Source organism: Enterobacter sp. PL1 (assembly GCF_945957325.1).
GTDB lineage: Bacteria > Pseudomonadota > Gammaproteobacteria > Enterobacterales > Enterobacteriaceae > Enterobacter > Enterobacter roggenkampii.
Genome location: NZ_CAMFKT010000022.1, coordinates 75,347 through 95,681, shown reverse-complemented (window position 1 = coordinate 95,681; position 20,335 = coordinate 75,347). Strand labels below are relative to the sequence as shown.

Annotated in this window: 15 protein-coding genes; 9 read left to right on the top strand and 6 right to left on the bottom strand. The window is 60.0% G+C overall.

What is annotated here, in order from left to right; translation table 11 throughout:
* Window positions 1-63 precede the first annotated feature (63 nt).
* The gene (chaA, locus tag N6P30_RS18710; RefSeq protein WP_008499517.1) at window positions 64-1,164 is read right to left on the bottom strand and encodes a sodium-potassium/proton antiporter ChaA; all 1,101 of its coding nucleotides are present in this window, start codon (window positions 1,162-1,164) and stop codon (window positions 64-66) included.
* 270 nt (window positions 1,165-1,434) lie between these two features.
* Here chaA and chaB point away from each other — a divergent pair, with 270 nt between their 5' ends.
* Window positions 1,435-1,665 (top strand): putative cation transport regulator ChaB, encoded by a 231-nt coding sequence (gene chaB, locus N6P30_RS18705; RefSeq protein WP_008499518.1) that lies wholly within the window; start codon window positions 1,435-1,437, stop codon window positions 1,663-1,665.
* A 177-nt stretch (window positions 1,666-1,842) separates the two neighbouring features.
* The gene (locus N6P30_RS18700) at window positions 1,843-2,538 is read left to right on the top strand and encodes a gamma-glutamylcyclotransferase (RefSeq protein ID WP_023292215.1); all 696 of its coding nucleotides are present in this window, start codon (window positions 1,843-1,845) and stop codon (window positions 2,536-2,538) included.
* Between the two features lie 29 nt (window positions 2,539-2,567).
* Here the strand turns inward: N6P30_RS18700 and N6P30_RS18695 are convergent, their stop codons facing one another.
* The 3 genes from N6P30_RS18695 to N6P30_RS18685 form a co-directional block, all read right to left on the bottom strand.
* Complete coding sequence (locus N6P30_RS18695) at window positions 2,568-2,807, bottom strand: DUF1883 domain-containing protein (protein WP_008499520.1); 240 nt, start codon at window positions 2,805-2,807, stop codon at window positions 2,568-2,570.
* Window positions 2,808-3,018: 211 nt separating this feature from the next.
* A complete protein-coding gene (locus tag N6P30_RS18690) occupies window positions 3,019-4,803 on the bottom strand; it encodes a methyl-accepting chemotaxis protein (RefSeq protein ID WP_260629965.1) in 1,785 nt (594 codons plus the stop codon).
* A 106-nt stretch (window positions 4,804-4,909) separates the two neighbouring features.
* Complete coding sequence (locus tag N6P30_RS18685; RefSeq protein WP_023292217.1) at window positions 4,910-5,263, bottom strand: DsrE/DsrF/TusD sulfur relay family protein; 354 nt, start codon at window positions 5,261-5,263, stop codon at window positions 4,910-4,912.
* Window positions 5,264-5,335: 72 nt separating this feature from the next.
* Between N6P30_RS18685 and nasR the strand changes: the two genes are divergently transcribed.
* From nasR to N6P30_RS18650, 7 genes are all read left to right on the top strand, one after another.
* Window positions 5,336-6,520: a nitrate regulatory protein NasR gene (gene nasR / locus N6P30_RS18680; protein ID WP_023292218.1), complete on the top strand. Its 1,185-nt coding sequence runs from the start codon at window positions 5,336-5,338 to the stop codon at window positions 6,518-6,520.
* Between the two features lie 228 nt (window positions 6,521-6,748).
* Window positions 6,749-7,996, top strand: a complete 1,248-nt coding sequence (locus tag N6P30_RS18675) for a CmpA/NrtA family ABC transporter substrate-binding protein (protein ID WP_023292219.1) — start codon at window positions 6,749-6,751, stop codon at window positions 7,994-7,996.
* 2 nt (window positions 7,997-7,998) lie between these two features.
* A complete protein-coding gene (gene ntrB, locus N6P30_RS18670) occupies window positions 7,999-8,877 on the top strand; it encodes a nitrate ABC transporter permease (protein ID WP_260629964.1) in 879 nt (292 codons plus the stop codon).
* 9 nt (window positions 8,878-8,886) lie between these two features.
* Window positions 8,887-9,675, top strand: a complete 789-nt coding sequence (locus N6P30_RS18665; RefSeq protein WP_021240347.1) for an ABC transporter ATP-binding protein — start codon at window positions 8,887-8,889, stop codon at window positions 9,673-9,675.
* A gap of 13 nt (window positions 9,676-9,688) precedes the next feature.
* Window positions 9,689-13,675 (top strand): nitrite reductase large subunit NirB, encoded by a 3,987-nt coding sequence (gene nirB / locus N6P30_RS18660; protein ID WP_023292220.1) that lies wholly within the window; start codon window positions 9,689-9,691, stop codon window positions 13,673-13,675.
* Window positions 13,672-16,197 (top strand): nitrate reductase, encoded by a 2,526-nt coding sequence (locus tag N6P30_RS18655; protein WP_023292221.1) that lies wholly within the window; start codon window positions 13,672-13,674, stop codon window positions 16,195-16,197. The genes nirB and N6P30_RS18655 overlap by 4 nt, the downstream gene beginning before the upstream one ends.
* 47 nt (window positions 16,198-16,244) lie before the next feature.
* Window positions 16,245-17,651: a YchO/YchP family invasin gene (locus N6P30_RS18650; protein WP_023292222.1), complete on the top strand. Its 1,407-nt coding sequence runs from the start codon at window positions 16,245-16,247 to the stop codon at window positions 17,649-17,651.
* A gap of 3 nt (window positions 17,652-17,654) precedes the next feature.
* On the opposite strand, the gene narL is transcribed toward N6P30_RS18650, so the two are convergent.
* Both narL and narX read right to left on the bottom strand, forming a co-directional pair.
* On the bottom strand, window positions 17,655-18,305 hold the full coding sequence (gene narL, locus N6P30_RS18645) for a two-component system response regulator NarL (protein ID WP_008499531.1): 651 nt from the start codon (window positions 18,303-18,305) through the stop codon (window positions 17,655-17,657).
* The gene (gene narX / locus N6P30_RS18640) at window positions 18,298-20,094 is read right to left on the bottom strand and encodes a nitrate/nitrite two-component system sensor histidine kinase NarX (protein ID WP_023292223.1); all 1,797 of its coding nucleotides are present in this window, start codon (window positions 20,092-20,094) and stop codon (window positions 18,298-18,300) included. Before narX ends, narL begins: the two co-directional genes overlap by 8 nt.
* Window positions 20,095-20,335 lie beyond the last annotated feature (241 nt).

Genomic DNA, 20,335 nt, shown 5'->3' with positions numbered 1-20,335 from the left:
CTTTGCTTACCCGGCCTACAAAACCCGTAGGCCCTGCAAGCGAAGCGCCGCTGGGCAAAAAGGCTACGCAAAAATTGTCATCAAGTAAGCCACAAACAGCGCCATATGCGCCGCCCCGTTCAGCACGTTGGTGCGTCCGGTTGAGAACGAAATCTGGCACAGCAGCAACGAGGCTACCATCACAATCATTTCTGGCGCGCCCAGCGCGAACTGCAGTTCGTTACCGGTCATAAAGGCAATCAGCGTCACCACCGGCACGGTGAGTGAAATGGTCGCCAGCACGGAGCCGAAGAACAGGTTCATGGCGCGCTGCACCTGATTGTTTAAGACGGCTTTCAGCGCCCCCAGCCCTTCCGGGGACAGGATCAGTAGCGCCACCAGGAAACCGGTAAACGCGACCGGAGCGTTCAGTTCGGTTAACAGCGTTTCCAGCGGATTGGCGTTCATCTTGGTGACGGCAATCACCGCAATCAGATGCACGATCAGCCAAACCGTATGCCACGCGCTGCTGTGGGCCGACGGCTTACCGTGGTGCGGGTCATCGTCGTCGCTGTCGTCTTCATGCTCATACACGAACAGGCTCTGGTGCGTTTTGGTCTGAATCAACAGAAACACGCCGTACATGGCTGCGGAAATCAGCGCAACCAGCAGCGCCTGACCGGTGGAGAAGTTGGCACCCGGCAGCGCCATCGGGAAGACCAGCACGATAATCGCCAGCGGGAAGAGGGCAATCAGATACTGTTTAATGCCGAACAGGTTCATATACTGGGTCGCGAATTTACGCCCGCCCAGCAGCAGAGAGAAGCCTACCAGGCCGCCCGTCACAATCATAATGATCGAGTAGAGCGTGTCGCGCATCAGCGTCGGCGCGGCATCGCCTGTCGCCATGAGCGCGGAAATCAGGCTGACTTCGAGAATAACGACGGAAAGGCTGAGAATTAACGAACCGTAGGGTTCGCCCAGACGGTGGGCCAATACGTCCGCATGGCGAACGACGCTAAAGGCGCTGGTTAAGATACCGACCAGGGCAAGAATATTGATACCAACCACCACTGGCAGTGACTGACTGCTTCCCCAGAAGAGCAGCACAGCCAGTGCCAGAACCGGGAAAATGAGAGACGTCTCCTTGTGGCGGGTCTTTACCGCCTCGTGTGTTGCTGTCATGTGCTTCTCCATCAATGCAGGTGCTTGTAATTATAGATAGATTTTTGAGGTCATTAAATTAACAGATCTCTGTTAAATGCCCTTTATTTTTTACCTAATTTTACCTTTTTTAATAATTATCAGGCCTGATTCCTGTAATTCACCATATTCTCAGAATATTTGTTAAATAACAATAAGTTAATATTTTCGATCATTCATAAATGAAGTGTGGGTGGCACGCTGCCATATCGTCGTCCACACTTATCTCTTTAACCAAAAGAGAGGTGAGTGATGCCTTATAAAACGAAACGCGAATTACCCGATAATGTGCAAAACGTGCTGCCCGCTCACGCGCAGGATATCTACAAAGAGGCGTTTAACAGTGCCTGGGATCAGTACAAAGATAAAGACGATCGCCGGGATGATGCCAGCCGTGAAGAGACGGCACACAAAGTCGCCTGGGCCGCCGTAAAACATGAATATGAAAAAGGAGACGACGATAAATGGCATAAAAAGAAATAGCCCTGAAATAATTCGCTGCCTTCATTTTGACTTTTCAGGCGGTTGAACTGCCGTTGTATTGCAACTGGTCCGCTAATTGCTTATCGTTATTCAACTGCTGGCAAAATGACCAGCACCTAAGGCCGGGAAGGCGAATTACAGATGTCGCAAGGAAGCATGCAGTGGCGGAGGTGGAAAGTGTTAACGCGTGATTTCTTAATGAAGGCAGATTGTAAGACGGCATTTGGTGCTATTGAGGAATCGCTTCTCTGGTCAGCTGAACAACGTGCGGCGTCGCTCGCTGCCACGCTTGCCTGCCGCCCGGATGATGGCCCGGTATGGATTTTTGGCTACGGCTCCCTGATGTGGAACCCGGCGCTCGAATTTGTCGAATCGGCAACGGGCACGTTGCCCGGCTGGCATCGCGCATTTTGCCTGCGCCTGACGGCCGGACGCGGCAGCGCGTGCCAGCCCGGGCGTATGCTTGCACTGAAAGAGGGCGGACGCACCACGGGCGTGGCGTATCGCCTCCCGGATGCCACCCTGGAAGAGGAGCTTACGCTGCTCTGGAAGCGTGAGATGATCACCGGCTGCTACATGCCGAGCTGGTGCAAGCTGGATCTTGACGACGGACGCACCGTCAATGCGCTGGTGTTTATTATGGACCCGCGCCATCCGCTGTATGAAGCGGACACCCGCACGCAGGTGATTGCCCCGTTAATTGCCGCCGCCAGCGGGCCGCTGGGTACCAACGCGCAGTATCTCTTCTCTCTCGATCAGGAGCTGACCCGCCTCGGCATGAAGGACGATTGTCTGAATGAGCTGGTGGTGAAGGTGAAGGCGCTGCTGGAAGGAAACCCGCTCAACGGCACGCTGCGACCGGGTTTTGCCTGATAATACGCCCGGCTCGCCGGGCGCATAATTTAAGCTGCTACGTAACTGACAGAATGCTCCAGAGACTGGCTGTGGCTATCGATCAGCACATCCCAGGTGCCGGTATACGGCACGGTAAGCCAGGCGTTATCATCCTGCACGGTGAGAATATCCGCCTGGGATTGTTTTTGTGCTTTCGCACTCATCAGATGAATACGGCAGCGCTCTGAGCAACGCACCACTACCGTATCCCCGCCAAACAGTTTCAAACTTGTTTTTACCAGTGCCATTTTTTACCCCGTAGTCTTAAACAACGCTCTCCCTGCTGCCATATCCGAGCGTGATGTTGTTCACAATTCACTCATGGCATAACACCAAAGGGGAGGGGGAGGGATGCTGATTTTGATCAAAAAATGGCATAACGATTAAACAAAAATGACAAAATTCCTCAAAATTTCAGCTGACGCGCGTTTTACCCGCTAAACGCGCGCCAGTAGAAAATTAAATGCGGAAATGGCCGGCGGTTTCAGCAAGGTCGCCTGCCTGGCTCTGCAGGGCGCCCGCGGCAGCGGCGGATTGCACGACCAGCTCGGCGTTCTGCTGGACCATGCGGTCGAGATGGGTCACCGCGTGGTTGATCTCGTGAATACCCTTCATCTGCTCGCTGGTGGCGATGGAGATTTCGCGCATGATGCCGGAGACGCTGCCGATGCTGGAGCGGATCTCGTCCATGCTTTCCCCGGCCAGATGCACGTAGCGGGAGCCGGTGGCCACGCTGTCGGTGGTGGAATCAATCAGCGATTTAATCTCTTTCGCCGCCTGGGCGCTGCGGCTCGCCAGGTTACGCACTTCGCCCGCCACCACGGCAAACCCGCGCCCCTGCTCGCCGGCACGGGCCGCCTCGACGGAGGCGTTCAGCGCCAGAATGTTGGTCTGGAATGCGATGCCGTCAATCACGCTGGTGATATCGCCAATTTTAGCCGACGCGACTTCGATGGACTGCATGGTGCTGATCGCCTGGGATACCACCTCGCCGCCGCGCGCCGCGGCCGCGGAGGCCTTGCTCGCCTGGTCGTTCGCTTCTGCCGCCGACTCGTTCGACTGCGTCACGGAGGCGGTGATCTGCTCCACGGCGCTGGCCGTCTCGCGCAGGCTGGACGCCGCCTGCTCGGTACGTCCGGAGAGATCCTGGTTACCCGCCGCAATCTCCTGAGCGGCGTTTTTCACCGACTCGCTGGCATCACGGAGCTGCACCATCACCACCGACAGCTTATCGCTGAAGGCGTTAAAGGCCTGGGCAATCTGCGCCACCTCGTCCTCACCGCTGTCAGGCAGACGCTGCGACAGGTCGTTAGTCCCGTTGGCAATGTTGTGCATCGCGTCGCGAATGTCCGACAGGCGCTTCAGCAGACGGGCAATCAGGAGGTGAACAATGGCCGCGCTTAGCAGCGCCAGGATCACCAGCGAAATCGCCGAGGCTTTAAGCAGGGAACGCATGCCGGAGGTGGCATCACCGTTGTCGAGGGCGACGACCAGCAGCCAGTTTGTGCCCGGCACGGCGGTTGCCACGAAGGTTTTTTCGACGTCGTTCAGCGTACCGTCGACAAGGTTACCGCTTTTCAGCGCAGCAAAATTGATGCCCTTGATGGTCTCAGCAAACGGTTTAAGCGTCAGAGCCGGATCGTTAGCCGCAATCACGCTGCCGACACTGTTCAGAAGCAAGCCGCTGCTGGACGGAGTTGGATGGATCCCGCGCACGTTCGCCACCACGCTGTCCATGGCCACATCGCCCGCCACCACCGCTTTCAGGGCGCCATTCTCTTTCACCGGCACGGCGAAGGTCACCACCAGTTTACCGGTACCGGCATCAACGTAAGGCGCGGTGACGACCGGGCCGTCCGTGCTGACCACCTGCTGATACCACGGGCGAATGGTCGGGTCATAATCCGCAGGTACGCCCGCGGGCTCAGAGAATTTCGCCGTTTTGCTGGCGTAGCCGACATAAACGTTGGTGAATCCACCCGCCTGCGCAAGCTGTTTAAACACCGGAACCGGGTCGTCACTCAGCGCAATGGTCTGGGCAGAGGCGATCACCGTCATCTTGCTTTTTACCCAGTCGGCAATCGCCATGTTATGGCTGGCGCTGGTGCTGGTCAGAATATCGCGCTGGGACTGCTGGTTATCCTGGCGTGTGACCTGGAAGTTAATAACGGTGTTGAGGAGAAGGGCGACGACCAGACAGCCTGCCGTCGCCGCGATGATGCGTGCACGAATCGATCTGAACATAAGTGAAATACCTGCTGTGTTGTTTCCATGCCTATCGGCAACCCCGCAGGTAAACTTGATGCTGAAACCGCGTCCATAAGAAAATAATATTTTTACGGGTTTATTATTAAAAAGTTAATACTTTATCAGCGGACAGCGTCCACTCGGCCAGTTCAACCAGCGTACCAATTTCTACGCCATCAATCAGCGGCAGTCCGGTCATGCCGCGCCCGTCGGTGCAGGTTTTGCACAGCTTCACCGGCACGTTTTGTGCGGTCAGGATCTCCAGCATCTGCTGAATGTTATAGCCCTCGGCCGGCTTTTGTCCCTTCAGCCCGGCGGTGACGGCGTCCGACATTAAAAAGAGGCGTAACGCCAGATCGCTCTCTTTTTCACGTAGCGCGATCGCCAGGCGCAGGCTGTTGAAAAGGGATTCGCTGCCGTAGGCCGCACCGTTGGCGACGATCACAATCTTCTGCATGTTGACTCCTGTTCTTATAAAGGCACGAATATTGCTTAATTCTCCGGAGTTTCGCTGTCCGGGAGAGTAAGCATGACATTAATGGCAGGCATTTCGCCAGGCGCTGCCGAATGGCTCACGCGCGCAAAGATGATGCGCCAGGAGCAGTTCAGCAAGCTGGCACAGCTGGGCGTGCTTGTGCACGGCATTAGCCAACTGGTGCATATGTTACAGTGCGAGCGCGGGGCGTCCAACGTCTGGCTCTGCTCACAGGGCAAGCTGTACGCTCCCGAATGCAAAGCCAGCCGGGCGCTGGTGGATGAAAACCTCGCAGCCCTTTACGCCATTCTTGAAACACAGTCGCCGATTCCGGGAAGTGCCGTCTGTGAACGCATCGGCGGCGCGCTCCTGAGCCTGGAGACGCTTCCCGCGCTGCGTGACGGTGTGATTCAGCAGACGGTAACGGCACCCCAGGCGATGGAACACTACTCCCGCATGCTTCGCCATCTGCTCAGTATCGTGCCGCAGCTTAATGACAGCATTGACGATCCGCAAATCGCAGGACGTTTTGTCGCGCTTTATAGCCTGATGCAGGGCAAAGAGCTGGCGGGACAGGAGCGGGCGCTGGGGGCGATTGGCTTCACGCAGGGTTTTTTCGATGATGTGACTCGTCAGAGGCTGGTTGACCGCATTGACGGGCAGCAGGCCTGCTTTGAGATCTTCCTCTCACACAGCTCCGCTGACGTTCAGACCACCTTTTCAATGCACTGTCAGCCCGATCGTGAAACGGAGCAGCTCCGGCGCGTGGCCTGTACCCGCCAGCCCGCCGCCGATAACGGCCTTACCGCGCTGGCCTGGTTTGCTCTGCAAACCGCGCGCCTTGAGCATCTGCGCACGCTGGAGGAGACGATCATCGTCGATCTGATGGTCGCGGTGGACGAATGCATTCACCGTGACGATGATTACGCGCCCCCCGGCGATGAACAGGATTACCCGCCGATTCGCTATCCGGAAAAACCGTTGCTTACCCTGGTTCGCCAGCAGGCGCGCGAGATAGAGCAGCTCTCACGTCAGCTTGCGTCGCTGCGCGATACGCTTGAAGAGCGCAAAATCATTGATAAAGCGAAGAGCGTGCTGATGACCCACCAGAATATGAGTGAGGAACAGGCCTGGACGGCGCTGCGCAAAATGGCGATGGACAAGAACCAAAGGATGGTGGATATCGCCCGCGCGCTGCTCATGGTGAAGAGTGTATGGCAGGTAACACCAAAGGAGTAGCTGCACGGTCGGTGGGCATTTTATGCCTGTTTGCGGTGCGTAAAGGCGAGTGAATAACGGTAAGCGCCGCAAGAAACAGTGTGTTAAAACCTGGCATTCACTTTGCATTATCAGATTAACCATTTTTGACGATGCGCCAACGGCGGTGCATCCGTCTTCGGGATAAAGGCGTCCACTGGTGCTTCGGCACCGTGGGCGCTTTTTTTTGGTTTTTTTTCAGGAGTGGTCATGGCGGATTTGTCGAGACGGCGTTTTTTGCAGGCCAGCATGCTGGCGAGTGGTGCAATGCTGTTGCCGGGTGTCATGCAGGCCGCATGGGCGGCAGGCTCGGATAAACCGGAGCAGGAAACAGTGCGCATCGGGTTTATCCCGCTGACCGACTGTGCCCCGGTGGTTATCGCGGCGCTGAAAGGGTTTGATAAAAAATACGGTATTACCATCGTGCCCACCAAAGAGGCGAGCTGGGCGGCGGTGCGCGACAAGCTGGTGGCGGGCGAACTCGACGCCGCGCACATTCTCTACGGCCTGCTGTACGGACTGGAGCTGGGCATCGCCGGCAAGCCACAGCAGATGGCTAACCTGATGACCCTCAACCAGAACGGTCAGGCGATTACGCTCTCCAGCGATCTGGCAGAGAAGGGCGTTCATGACCTTGACGGGCTGAAAAAGCGGATTGGGCAGCAGGCGCCTGGCACCTATACCTTCGCGCACACCTTCCCGACCGGGACGCACGCCATGTGGCTCTACTACTGGCTGGCCAGCGCGGGCATTCACCCCTTTGACGACGTGCGCACGGTGGTGGTGCCGCCGCCGCAGATGGTGATGAACATGCGCATTGGCAACATGGTCGGCTTTTGCGTCGGCGAGCCGTGGAACGCGCGTGCCATCAACGACCGCATCGGTTTTACCGCCGCCACGTCGCAGTCTGTCTGGGCCGACCATCCGGAAAAAATCCTTGGGACGCGTCGCGACTGGGTGGAGAAAAACCCGCACTCCGCCCGGGCGCTGGTGAGCGCAGTGCTGGAGGCGGCGCGCTGGATTGAGGCCTCCCCGGAAAACAAACGCGAAACCGCACAGATCCTTTCCCGCCGGGCGTGGCTCAACTGCAAAGAGCAGTATCTCACCGGACGCATGCTCGGCGAGTACGACAACGGCCTGGGCCAGCGCTGGCAGGACGCGCACCCGATCCGCTTCTTCAACGAGGGGGCCGTCAGCTACCCGTATCTCTCCGACGGCATGTGGTTCTTAACCCAGTTCCGCCGCTGGGGCTTGCTCAAAGCCGCCCCGGACTATGCGGGCATCGCACAACGCATTAACCAGACGGCGGTCTGGCAGGATGCCGCCACGGCGGTGGGGGGCATTACCACACCGACTTCACCACTACGCAGCAGCACATTGATGGACGGCACCGTCTGGAACGGTACCGACCCGGAAGGATACGCCAGCCGTTTCGCCATTCACCGTAAAGGGGCCTGATTATGCAGCATCTGCAAAAGACAAAATCACACGAGACGCCGGAGAGTGGAGAGGTGATTGTCCTGCCTCCGGTGCAGGTTCGCCGCCGTACGCCGACGTTTGCGCGTCGGATTAACGCGATCCTTCAGCGCATCATTCCGGCTTTTCTGGGGCTGGGACTGCTGGTGGTGCTCTGGCAGCTGGCGGCGATTAACAGCAAAGGTTTCCCGACGCCGCTCAGCACGCTCGATTCCGCTATTACCCTGTTTGGCGATCCGTTTTATCGCGACGGGCCAAACGACATGGGCATCGGCTGGAACGTGCTCGCCTCATTACAGCGCGTGGCGGTGGGCTTTGGCCTGGCCGCGTTCGCCGGGATCCCGCTCGGTTTCCTGATTGGCCGCTTCACCTTTTTTTCGCGCATGTTCGGCCCGCTGATCGCGCTGTTACGCCCGGTTAGCCCGCTGGCCTGGCTGCCCATCGGCCTGCTGCTGTTCCAGAAAGCGGAGCCCGCGTCGAGCTGGACCATTTTTATCTGCTCCATCTGGCCGATGGTGATCAACACCGCCGAAGGCGTGCGCCGCATTCCGCAGGACTACCTCAACGTGGCCCGGGTGCTGCAGCTTTCCGAGTGGACCATCATGCGCCGCATTCTCTTCCCGGCGGTGCTGCCCGCGGTGCTGACCGGGGTGCGCCTCTCCATCGGCATCGCCTGGCTGGTGATTGTCGCCGCCGAGATGCTGACCGGCGGTTTAGGGATCGGTTTTTGGATCTGGAACGAGTGGAACAACCTCAACGTCGAAAACATTCTCATCGCCATCGTCATCATTGGCGTGGTCGGGCTGCTGCTGGAGCAGGGGCTGATGCTGATCGCCCGTCGCTTTAGCTGGCAGGAAAAATAAGGAGCGAACATGAAACCATTAATCCAGGTCCAGGCCGTGAGCCAGCGTTTTTCCACCGCCAGCGGCGAATTTCTGGCGCTGCAGAACGTCTCCTTTGATATCCATGAGGGCGAAACCGTCAGCCTGATTGGGCACTCCGGCTGCGGTAAATCGACGCTGCTTAACCTTATCGCTGGGATCACGCTGCCGACGGAAGGCGGGCTGATTTGCGACAACCGTGAAATTGCCGGGCCGGGTCCGGAGCGCGCGGTGGTATTCCAGAACCATTCGCTGCTGCCGTGGCTCACCTGCTTCGACAACGTGGCCCTGGCGGTAGATCACGTGTTTCGCCACAGCATGAGCAAGGCGGAGCGCCGGGAGTGGATTGAGCACAACCTCGACCGCGTGCAGATGGGGCACGCCCTGCACAAGCGCCCGGGGGAGATCTCCGGCGGCATGAAGCAGCGCGTCGGGATTGCCCGCGCGCTGGCGATGAAGCCGAAAGTCCTGCTGATGGATGAACCCTTCGGCGCGCTGGATGCGCTGACGCGCGCCCATCTGCAGGACTCGGTGATGCAGATCCAGCAGGCGCTGAACACCACCATCGTGCTGATTACCCACGACGTGGACGAGGCGGTGCTGCTCTCCGATCGCGTGCTGATGATGACCAACGGCCCGGCGGCGACCGTCGGGGAGATCCTGCACGTTGACCTGCCGCGCCCGCGTAACCGGGTGCAGCTGGCCGACGACAGCCGCTATCACCACATGCGCCAGCAGATCCTGCATTTCCTCTATGAAAAGCAGCCGAAAGCGGCGTAGCGAGGGGGCTTTGATGCGACTGGTCATTATCGGAAATGGCATGGCGGCCACGCGGCTGATTGCCTCGCTCACCGGGCGTGCTGCCGATCGTTTCACTATTACCGTCATCGGTGACGAGCCGGAGCATGCCTATAACCGCATCCAGCTTTCGCCGGTGCTGGGCGGTGAAAAAACGGCGGCGGGCATCTGTCTTCAGAATGACGACTGGTACCAGGAACGGGGCGTGACGGTGCTGCGGGGCGAAAAGGCGCTCGCCGTGAATGTGGACACGCGGGAAGTGCAAACCACCGCCCGCACGCTGGGCTGGGATGCGCTGGTGTTTGCCACCGGATCAACGCCCTTTGTTCCGCCAATTCCTGGCTGCAATGCGCCGCATGTCTTCACGTTCCGTACCCTGGAGGATATCCGGGCCATTCGGGCGATCGCCGGTCCGGCGGTAGTGCTGGGCGGCGGCGTGCTCGGGGTTGAGACGGCGGCAGCGCTGGCGCGCTCAGGGGACAACGTCACCCTTGTTCATCGCGGTCCGTGGCTGATGGAGCAGCAGCTGGATGAGAAGGCGGGCGTGCTGGTGGAAGAGGCGCTGGCAGCGCGGGGCGTGCGCTGTGAGCTCGCCTCAGGCATCGCGGCGATTGACGGGAATAGCGTGACGCTGCTGAACGGACGCAGCGTCACCGCCCCGCGCGTGGTGCTGGCGACGGGCGTGCAGCCCAACGTCGTGCTGGCGCAGGCCAGCGGCATTCGCTGCGCGCGCGGCATCGTGGTGGATCACCAGATGCAAACCTCCGCGCCGGACGTCTACGCCATTGGCGAGTGCTGTGAAATTGACGGCCAGACGTTTGGCCTGGTCGCCCCCTGTCTGGCGCAGGCGGATATCCTCGCCGCCCGGCTGGCCGGAGACGTCACCGCGCCGTTTGTTCTGACCGACAACGGCATGCGCCTCAAGGTGACCGGCGTGGAGCTGTTCAGCCTCGGTCGCGCGGCAGAGCAGGAGGACGATGTGGTCTGGAGCGCATGGGATCCGCTGACCCGTCACTATCGTCGTTTACTGATCCATCAGGGGGCGCTGGCTGGCGTGCTGCTGATGGGGGACTGCCGCAGCGCGGCAACATTTACCGATTTACTGGCAACGGCTGCGCCCGCGCACGCGGACTGGCTGTTCGATCGTTTTACTACGCAACCGCAGGTTGCAGGACAGAACGCTATGACAAAACCTACTCTGGTGGTGGTTGGGCACGGTATGGTCGGCCATCATTTTCTCGAAGACTGCGTTAACCGCAATCTGCATCAGCAATATCAGATCGTTGTCTTTGGCGAGGAGCGCTATGCTGCCTACGACCGCGTGCATCTGTCGGAATATTTTGGCGGCCGCAGCGCGGCGTCGCTTTCGCTGGTGGAGGGGGATTTCTTTGCCGACAACGGCATTGAGCTGCGCCTGTCGCAGCAGATTGTCGCTATCGATCGCGACGCGCGCGTGGTGCGTAGCGCCAGCGGGCATGAGACCCACTGGGATAAACTGGTGCTGGCGACCGGCTCATACCCGTTCGTGCCGCCCGTGCCGGGCAACGATTTGCCGGGCTGTTTTGTCTACCGCACCCTTGACGATCTGGACAAGATTGCGGCGCATGCGGCGGGCTCACGCCGCGGTGTCGTGATTGGCGGCGGGCTGCTGGGGCTGGAGGCGGCGAATGCCCTGAAGCAGCTCGGGCTGGAAACTCACGTGGTGGAGTTTGCGCCCAATCTGATGGCGGTCCAGCTCGACAACGACGGCGCGGCGATGCTGCGCAAGAAAATCGAGGCGCTTGGCGTCGGTGTGCATACCAGTAAAGCAACGACGGAGATCGCCGCCGCGGACGGCGGGCTGGTGTTGCGCTTTGCCGATGGCGAACAGCTTGAAACAGACATGGTGGTCTTTTCTGCAGGCATTCGTCCGCAGGACGCGCTGGCGCGCAGCAGCGGGCTGGCTATCGGCGAACGCGGCGGGATCGGCATTGACGACCGCTGTCAGACCTCCGATCCGGACGTGCTGGCCATTGGTGAATGCGCCCTGTGGGAAGGGAAAATCTTCGGGCTGGTTGCGCCCGGCTACCAGATGGCGAGGGTGGCCGCCGCCGCGCTGGCGGGAGAGGAGAAAACCTTCGCCGGCGCGGATATGAGCACCAAACTCAAGCTGCTGGGCGTGGACGTGGCCTCGTTCGGCGACGCTCACGGCCGCACGCCGGGGGCGCTGAGCTACCAGTGGACGCACGGCCCGCAGCAAATCTACAAGAAAATCGTGGTCAGCTACGACGGCAAAACGCTGCTCGGCGGCGTGCTGGTGGGTGATGCCAGCGAATACGCCGCGCTGGTACAGATGATGCTCAACGGGATAGCCCTGCCAAAAGAGCCGGAAACGCTGATATTACCCGCGTCGTCAGGCAGTGCGCCAAAAGCGCTCGGCGTGGCAGCGCTGCCGGAAAGCGCACAAATCTGTTCGTGTCATAACGTCAGCAAAGGCGATATCTGTCAGGCGGTAAGTGCGGGCGCAACGGATATCGGCGCAATTAAGCAGTGCACCAAAGCGGCGACCGGCTGCGGAGGATGTAGCGCACTGGTGAAGCAGGTGATGGAGTTCCAGCTGGCGGCGCAGGGCGTGGAGGTGAAAAAGGACATCTGCGAACACTTCCCGTACTCGCGTCAGGAGATTTACCACCTCGTGCGCGTCAACCATATCCGCACCTTTGACCAGCTCATTAGCCGCTACGGTCAGGGACACGGGTGCGAAATTTGTAAGCCACTGGTGGGGTCAGTGCTCGCCTCCTGCTGGAACGAGTATCTGCTGAAACCGGCACACCTGCCGCTGCAGGACACCAACGACCGCTACTTCGCCAATATCCAGAAGGACGGTACTTACTCCATCGTGCCGCGCATGCCTGCGGGGGAAGTGACCGCCGACGGGCTGATCGCCATCGGCCAGATTGCGAAACGCTACAGCCTGTACAGCAAAATCACCGGCGGCCAGCGTATCGACCTGTTTGGCGCCACGCTCGAACAGCTGCCGGAGATCTGGCAGGCGCTGGTGGAAGCCGGATTTGAAACCGGGCACGCCTACGGCAAATCCCTGCGCACGGTGAAATCCTGCGTCGGGTCGACCTGGTGTCGCTACGGCGTGCAGGACTCCACCGGCCTCGCGGTCAGGCTCGAGCACCGTTACAAAGGCCTGCGCGCCCCGCACAAAATCAAAATGGCGGTCTCAGGGTGTACCCGCGAATGCGCCGAGGCGCAGAGTAAAGACGTGGGGGTCATCGCCACGGACAAAGGCTGGAATCTCTACCTGTGCGGCAACGGCGGGATGAAGCCGCGCCACGCGGATCTCTTCGCCAGCGATCTCGATGATGACACGCTGATCCGCACCGTTGACCGTTTCCTGATGTTCTACATCCGCACGGCGGATCGCCTGCAGCGCACCAGCACCTGGATGGACAACCTGGAAGGCGGTCTCGACTACCTGCGGGAGGTGATCCTCAACGACAGCCTGGGCATCGCCCACGAGCTGGAGCAGGAGATGGCCCGGGTGGTGGAAACCTACCAGTGCGAATGGCAGACCACGCTTAACGATCCGAACCGTCAGGCGCTGTTCCGCACCGCGGTGAACGTCGCGCCGTCTGATGAAAGCAAGCGCTGGCAGGAAATCTGCGGCATCGACGATATCCCCGAGCAGGCGGGCATTGGCGCGCGGCTTGGGCGTAAGCCGATCGCGCTGTTCCGCTTTGGCAAAACCGTTTACGCCCTCGACGATCGGGAGCCTGGCAGCAGCGCGAACGTGCTTTCCCGCGGCATTCTTGGCGATGCGGCGGGGGAGCCGGTGGTGATTTCCCCGCTCTACAAGCAGCGTATCCGCCTGCGCGACGGCTGTCAGGTGGAGAACGGCGAACCCGCGGTGCGCGCCTGGCCGGTCAAAATTGAGAACGGCAAGGTGTGGGTCGGTAATGATGCCCTGGTAATGCGTGCGGAGGCCTCATGACAGAAATCCGGACAACGTGTCCCTACTGCGGGGTCGGCTGCGGCGTGGTCGCCCGCGTGGACGGTGAAACGGTCAGCGTTCGGGGGGATGAAACCCATCCTGCGAACTTTGGCCGCTTGTGCGTGAAAGGATCGGCCCTGGGGGAAACAATGGGGTTACAGGGGCGATTGCTGCGCCCCGTTGTTGACGGTGCTGAGGTGGCCTGGGCGCAGGCGCTGGGAGCGGCAGGCGAGCGCCTCCAGGACATTATCGACAAATGGGGGCCGCAGGCGGTGGCGTTTTACGCGTCCGGGCAATTGCTTACCGAGGATTATTACGCCGCCAATAAGCTGATGAAAGGGTTTATCGGCGCGGCGAACATTGATACCAACTCCCGGCTCTGCATGTCATCGGCGGTCGTTGGCTACAAGCGCGCCTTTGGTGAAGACGTCGTGCCGTGCAGCTACGAGGATGTGGAAAACAGCGATCTGGTGGTGCTGGTGGGCTCAAACGCGGCCTGGACGCATCCGGTGCTGTATCAGCGCCTGGTACAGGCAAAGCACAACAATCCGGAGATGAAAGTGGTGGTCATCGATCCGCGCAGAACCGCCTCCTGTGATATTGCTGACCTGCATCTGGCGCTCACTCCCGGCAGCGACGCCGGGCTGTTCGTCGGTCTGCTTAATGTCATTCAGGGAACGGACGCGTGGCCGATATCCCGCGTGGCGGCGTTTTGCGGCCTTTCGCCGCAGGAAATCGGCGCCTTTTACGACTGGTTTATGACGGCACCCCGGGCCATCACGCTCTACACCATGGGAATCAACCAGTCCTCCAGCGGCAGCGACAAGTGCAGCGCCATCATTAACGTGCACCTTGCCAGCGGGAAATTTAACCGTCCGGGCTGCGGCCCGTTTTCGCTGACCGGACAGCCAAACGCCATGGGCGGAAGGGAAGTGGGCGGGCTGGCAAATCAGCTGGCGGCGCACATGAACTTTGAGCCGGACGATCTCTCGCGGGTGGCGCGTTTCTGGGGAACGGAACGGCTTGCGCAGACGCCGGGCTTGATGGCGGTGGAGCTGTTTGACGCCATTGCCCGCGGCGAGGTGAAGGCAGTGTGGATCATGGGCACCAATCCTGCCGTCTCGCTGCCGGACAGCCACGCGGTGTGTCAGGCGCTGGGGCGCTGCCCGCTGGTCATTGTCTCTGAGGTGATGAATGATACCGACACCAGCCGGTTTGCCCATATTCGCTTTCCGGCGCTGGCATGGGGAGAGAAGGACGGCACGGTAACCAATTCCGAGCGACGCATTTCGCGCCAGCGCGCGTTTCTGCCCGCGCCCGGTGAGGCAAAGCCGGACTGGTGGATCGTCGCGCAGGTGGCGAAACGGCTGGGGCACGGCGACGCCTTTGCCTGGCTGCATCCCCACCAGATTTTTTGCGAGCATGCGGCGCTGACGGCCTTTGAAAATGACGGCGCGCGGGCGTTAAACCTTCATGATCTGGCTACGCTTACCCGTGAGGAGTGGGAGCGGCTTGAGCCCTGGCAGTGGCCTGGGGGGGATTTTCCGCGCCGTAACATTGTTCCCGTTAACCCTCTGTCGCACGGTGCGACGGTCAGCGCGTTGTACCCGCTGATTCTCAACTCGGGGCGCATCCGCGATCAGTGGCATACCATGACGCGAACAGGATATGTGGCCAGGCTGATGCAGCATATCGCCGAACCCTTTGTTGAGGTTTGCCCCGCAGACGCCGTTCGGTTTTCCCTGTGCGACGGCCAGCTGGCGCGCATCAGTTCGCCGCGCGGCGTCATGGTAGCAAGAGTGCGCATCAGCGACGCCCAGCGTGAAGGGAACGCTTTTGCCCCGATGCACTGGAACGCTGCGTTTGCCCGCCAGGGGAAGGTGAATGCGCTGGTGGAAAGGCGCTGCGATCCGGTTTCGGGCCAGCCGGAGAGTAAACAAACCGCGGTCAGAATCCAGCCCTGGCAGCCCGTCTGGCAGGGAGAACTCTATGCCCGCGAAGGGCTGGAAATGCCCTCTTCGGTTTACTGGTGGCGTAAAGCTTCACGCCTGACGGTGGCGTGCGATAAACCGCTGCTGTCGTGGGTAATGGAACACGCCAGCGGCCGGGGCTGGCAGCTGCAGGTTGCGCAGACCGGTGAACGCAGCAGCGTGCTGGCCTGGCATGAAGGCCAGCTTATGCTGGGTTTCTGGGAAGGTACCGCGTTACCGGCGCTGGCGCATACGGTGATTGAAGCCGCTTTTCATTCACCCCCCGTGCTGCCCGCAGAACGCCACGCCCTGTTGAACGGGCAGAGCGTCGGGAAGGCGATGGATCCGGGACGCATTATCTGCAGCTGTTTCAGCGTCGGGGAAGAGGCGATACGGGAGGCGATTGCCGGAGGGTGTGATTCCGTCACCGCGCTGGGGGCGAAGCTGCGCTGTGGTACGAACTGTGGTTCCTGCGTGCCGGAGCTGAAAGGGCTGTTTCAGGATAATCCTGAAATGTCCGCCAGAACTGCATTTCAGGGCTTATCGCGTTAACATAATAAGAGTTTATTCATAAACACAGGTTCTTATTGACGACGTTGATGGCTGTATCGTCCCGCATTCGTTTGCTGTTTTTACTCCCCCTTCTTACGGCCGGAGCCGTTCACGGTGCGCCGAATTCCTTTATGCATCAGGCGCAGCACCCCTTTGATAATAATGGGGATAGTCTGCCCGATCTCGGCCTGGCGGCGCCAACGGGCGAAGGGGAGAAACACCTCGCCGAAATGGCGAAAGCCTTCGGTGAAGCCAGCATGACCGACAACGGGCTGACGACCGGCGAGCAGGCGCGTCAGTTTGCCTTTGGTCAGGTGCGCGACGCGGTAAGCGGGGAAGTGAACCAGCAGATTGAGTCCTGGCTGTCGCCCTGGGGAAACGCCAGCGTGAACGTGCTGGTGGATAATGACGGCAAATTTAACGGCAGCAGCGGGAGCTGGTTTATCCCGTGGAATGATACTAACCGTTACCTCAGCTGGAGCCAGCTTGGCCTGACGCAGCAGACGGATGGCCTGGTCAGTAACGCCGGAATCGGCCAGCGCTGGGTGGCCGGGAAATGGCTGCTGGGCTACAACACCTTTTACGATAATCTTCTCGATGAAAACCTGCAGCGTGCCGGGCTGGGCGCGGAAGCGTGGGGGGAAAATCTGCGCCTCTCAGCGAACTACTATCAGCCCTTTGCCGGATGGCGCGCGCGATCTGACGTTCAGGAGCAGCGCATGGCGCGCGGATATGACGTGACCGCTAAAGCCTGGTTGCCGTGGTTTCATCACCTGAACACCAGCGTCAGCGTTGAGCAGTACTTTGGCGATAACGTTGACCTGTTCAACAGTGGAACCGGGTACCACAACCCGGTTGCGGTCAATCTGGGGCTTAACTATACCCCCGTTCCGCTGGTCACGTTGACCGCCGGGCACAAGCAGGGCGAAAGCGGCGAGAGCCAGAATAACCTTGGGCTGAAGCTCAACTACCGCTTTGGCGTGCCGCTGGCTAAGCAGCTTTCCGCCGATGAGGTCGCCGCGACGCGATCCCTGCGCGGCAGCCGCTACGATTCACCGGAGCGCACTAGCCTGCCGGTGATGGAGTTCCGCCAGCGTAAAACGCTGTCCGTCTGGCTGGCCACGCCGCCGTGGGATCTGAAAGGGGGCGAGACCGTTATGCTGAAGCTGCAGGTTCGCAGCACGCACGGCATCCGTCAGATCCACTGGCTGGGGGATACGCAGGCATTGAGCCTGACGTCGCCGGCCAAAAGTAACAGCGCAGACGGCTGGAGCGTGATTATACCTGCCTGGAATGAACAGGAAGGTGCGACAAACCGCTGGCACCTCTCGGCGGTGGTAGAAGATGAGAAAGGCCAGCGCGTCTCGTCCAATGAGATCACGCTTGCTGTGGTGCAGCCGCTGGTCGCATTGCCTGATGACGACCCGCGCTGGAAGCTGCTGCCGGAGGAGTAATCCTTAGAAAATGCGTTCCTGATGCACCCACACGGCGGCTTCAACGCGAGATTTTAACTTCATTTTCTTCAGCATATGCTTCACGTGCACTTTGACCGTGCTTTCGGTGATGTCCAGGCGGCGAGCGATCATTTTGTTCGGCAGGCCCTGGGCAATGAGCTTGAGGATGTCGCGCTCGCGCGGCGTGAGCTGGCTGACGTCACGGTCAGAGGTGGCGCGGTTGGCGCGCAGGCTGGCGGCCAGCACCGGCGTTAAGGCTTCGCTCAATACCATCTCGCCCGCCGCCGCCTGCTGCAGCGCCTTAAGCAGATCTTCCGGCTCCATGTCTTTCAGCAGATAGCCATCCGCCCCGCGCTTCAGCGCCGTGACCACATCCTCTTCATGGTTCGACACGCTAAAGACGACGATGCGTCCGGAAAGCGATTTTTCCCGCAGCTTGTCGAGGGTCTCCAGTCCGTTCATGCCCGGCATATTCAGATCGAGCAGGATCAGATCGGGATCGAGGGATTCGGCAAGCTCAATGCCCTGTTCGCCGTTGCTGGCTTCGCCCACCACGGTGATATCGGGCGCCATGCTGACCAGCTGTTTCACGCCAGTACGCAGCATCGGATGGTCGTCGATCAACAGGATGGATGCCGGTTCCTGATTAGTCATGGGTATCTCCTTGAGCAGTTGTAAGCGGTTTCTCGGGAATAAAGGTGACGACAACTTCCGTGCCGCCCGTCTCTCTCCGGCGAACCTGGCAATCACCGCGCAGGCTTTGGGCGCGGTCTCGCATAATGATTAAACCATAGTGGTTAGTGCGTTCGGCATTTTCCGGCACGCCGCGGCCGTTATCGTGAACCGTCAGTTTCACCTGATTGTCGTGCTGGCTGACGGTGACCGTGACCGCCGTTGCTTCAGCGTGTTTAAGCACGTTGCTCAGCGCTTCGCGGGCGATCTGCAGTAAATGTATGGCCTGATGGGAGGGGACAAAGCGCGGCGGCAGCTGGTAATCCAGCTTCACCGGGAACCCCAGCCGGGCGCTAAATTCGTGACAGCTGGATTCCAGCGCCGGGCGCAGGCCCGGCTCGGTCAGCTGCAGACGGAAGGTGGTCAGCAGCTCGCGCAGCTGCACCCAGGAGGTGTTCAGCTCGTTGCGGATCTGGCTGAGCAGCTGCTTGCTGCTGTCGGGCATCTCCGCATCCTGCATCTGCAGGCAGCTCACCTGCATTTTCATACAGGAAAGCGACTGGGCGATGGAGTCGTGCAGCTCGCGGGCGATGGTCGCGCGCTCTTCCATGACGATCAGCTGCTGCTGTTTTTCCTGATGCCTGTCGAGCGCCAGCGTGGCCGTCAGCTGTTCAACCAGCGTATCTACCAGCTGCTGCTGGTCGTGGCTGAGGTGGCGTCCGGTTGGCAGGGTGGCCAGCAGAATGCCGTACTGAGTGTGGCTGTCCGTCAGGCGCCACTTCAGGGTCGTGCCGCCGGAGGTCAGCGGCGGCAGGCCGCGAGGGCAAAGATGGCAGCCTTTGTCATCGCAGGACATATCGGACTGACAGGTAAATTCCTGGTGGTTCTCTTCGTCTTCCACATCGTAGACCCGCAGCTCCAGATCGCGCAGCAGGGTCAGCTTTTGCAGGCCATTCAGCACCGGTGAGAGACGTTCACATAGCGGCACCTGCATGTGCAAGCGACGGTTGGCCTGCCAGAGGAAAGAGAGGATCTCGTTTTTCTGCTCCAGCCCGGCCGTTTTTTCCTGTACGCGCTGCTCCAGCACCGCGTAGCTCTCGGAGAGCTCTGCTGACATGGTGTTGAGCGCCTGGCCAAGCATGGCCATCTCGTTGCGCCCGCTGATGTGCGTGCGCTGGGTAAAATCGCGTGCGGTGACCGCGCGGGCCATCGCCAGCAGCTGTTTCCAGGGATTCAGCAGACGCGCGCGGAGCCAGACGATAGTGAAGATCAGCAGCAGCCCCATAAACAGCGCCATGGCCCGGTGCACCATCACCACCCGGTCGATGCGTAATTCGGTCGTCTGGTCGAACGCGGAGACCAGCGCGTCAATGCGGGAGACAAACCCCGCCACGTCCTGGGCAACGGCTTCTGTACTGCGCGCCTGTTTCAGGCCTGGCTGCAGCTGGGTGTGCCAGTACCCCTGAAGGGCTTTCAACTGGGATTGCTGACCGGCACGGATGGCGGCATTTTCCAGCTCGGGGCTGAATGCCGTGCGCTCCATTTCATCGATTAAAGGCCGATCGTCCTGCGTCAGCGGAACCGCCGCCAGCAGACGGTAACTCTGCATGCGTAGCGAGCCTGCCTCGTTGATGGCATGCGCATTACCCTGTACCCCTTGTACCAGCCAGCCGGAGATCGCCATGCCGGTCACGCCGATGGCGGTGGACAGCAAAACAATCAGGGCGAGCTGATTCACGAGCGTTAGCGGAGATAAGCATCTTTTTAACATAGAGTGGGCGTGCTCCTGACGTGGCCTGCTTGCAGGAATGGCGCTATTCTGGTGCATACCCTGGAGTATACCCATACCAATAAAGGATTACCCCTAAATTGCCAACGGAGTAGGGGGAAAGAGGTGGGCGCTGCAGGGAACCGTCAGTGCCGTGAAAAACCACGTCTTTTTTACCGAATTAGCCTACTCACTAAGGGTGAGGCCTTATTTTACGCCGCAAATCCTCCCACTTTTCCTTTGA

Bases quoted from the DNA above. Each gene is read 5' to 3' on its own strand.
- chaA (WP_008499517.1), bottom strand. From the start codon at position 1,164: ATGACAGCAACACACGAGGCGGTAAAGACCCGCCACAAGGAGACGTCT.
- N6P30_RS18650 (WP_023292222.1), top strand. From the start codon at position 16,245: ATGGCTGTATCGTCCCGCATTCGTTTGCTGTTTTTACTCCCCCTTCTT.
- N6P30_RS18690 (WP_260629965.1), bottom strand. From the start codon at position 4,803: ATGTTCAGATCGATTCGTGCACGCATCATCGCGGCGACGGCAGGCTGT.
- N6P30_RS18665 (WP_021240347.1), top strand. From the start codon at position 8,887: ATGAAACCATTAATCCAGGTCCAGGCCGTGAGCCAGCGTTTTTCCACC.
- ntrB (WP_260629964.1), top strand. From the start codon at position 7,999: ATGCAGCATCTGCAAAAGACAAAATCACACGAGACGCCGGAGAGTGGA.
- N6P30_RS18655 (WP_023292221.1), top strand. From the start codon at position 13,672: ATGACAGAAATCCGGACAACGTGTCCCTACTGCGGGGTCGGCTGCGGC.
- nasR (WP_023292218.1), top strand. From the start codon at position 5,336: ATGACATTAATGGCAGGCATTTCGCCAGGCGCTGCCGAATGGCTCACG.
- N6P30_RS18685 (WP_023292217.1), bottom strand. From the start codon at position 5,263: ATGCAGAAGATTGTGATCGTCGCCAACGGTGCGGCCTACGGCAGCGAA.
- narX (WP_023292223.1), bottom strand. From the start codon at position 20,094: ATGTTAAAAAGATGCTTATCTCCGCTAACGCTCGTGAATCAGCTCGCC.
- N6P30_RS18695 (WP_008499520.1), bottom strand. From the start codon at position 2,807: ATGGCACTGGTAAAAACAAGTTTGAAACTGTTTGGCGGGGATACGGTA.
- N6P30_RS18675 (WP_023292219.1), top strand. From the start codon at position 6,749: ATGGCGGATTTGTCGAGACGGCGTTTTTTGCAGGCCAGCATGCTGGCG.
- nirB (WP_023292220.1), top strand. From the start codon at position 9,689: ATGCGACTGGTCATTATCGGAAATGGCATGGCGGCCACGCGGCTGATT.
- chaB (WP_008499518.1), top strand. From the start codon at position 1,435: ATGCCTTATAAAACGAAACGCGAATTACCCGATAATGTGCAAAACGTG.
- narL (WP_008499531.1), bottom strand. From the start codon at position 18,305: ATGACTAATCAGGAACCGGCATCCATCCTGTTGATCGACGACCATCCG.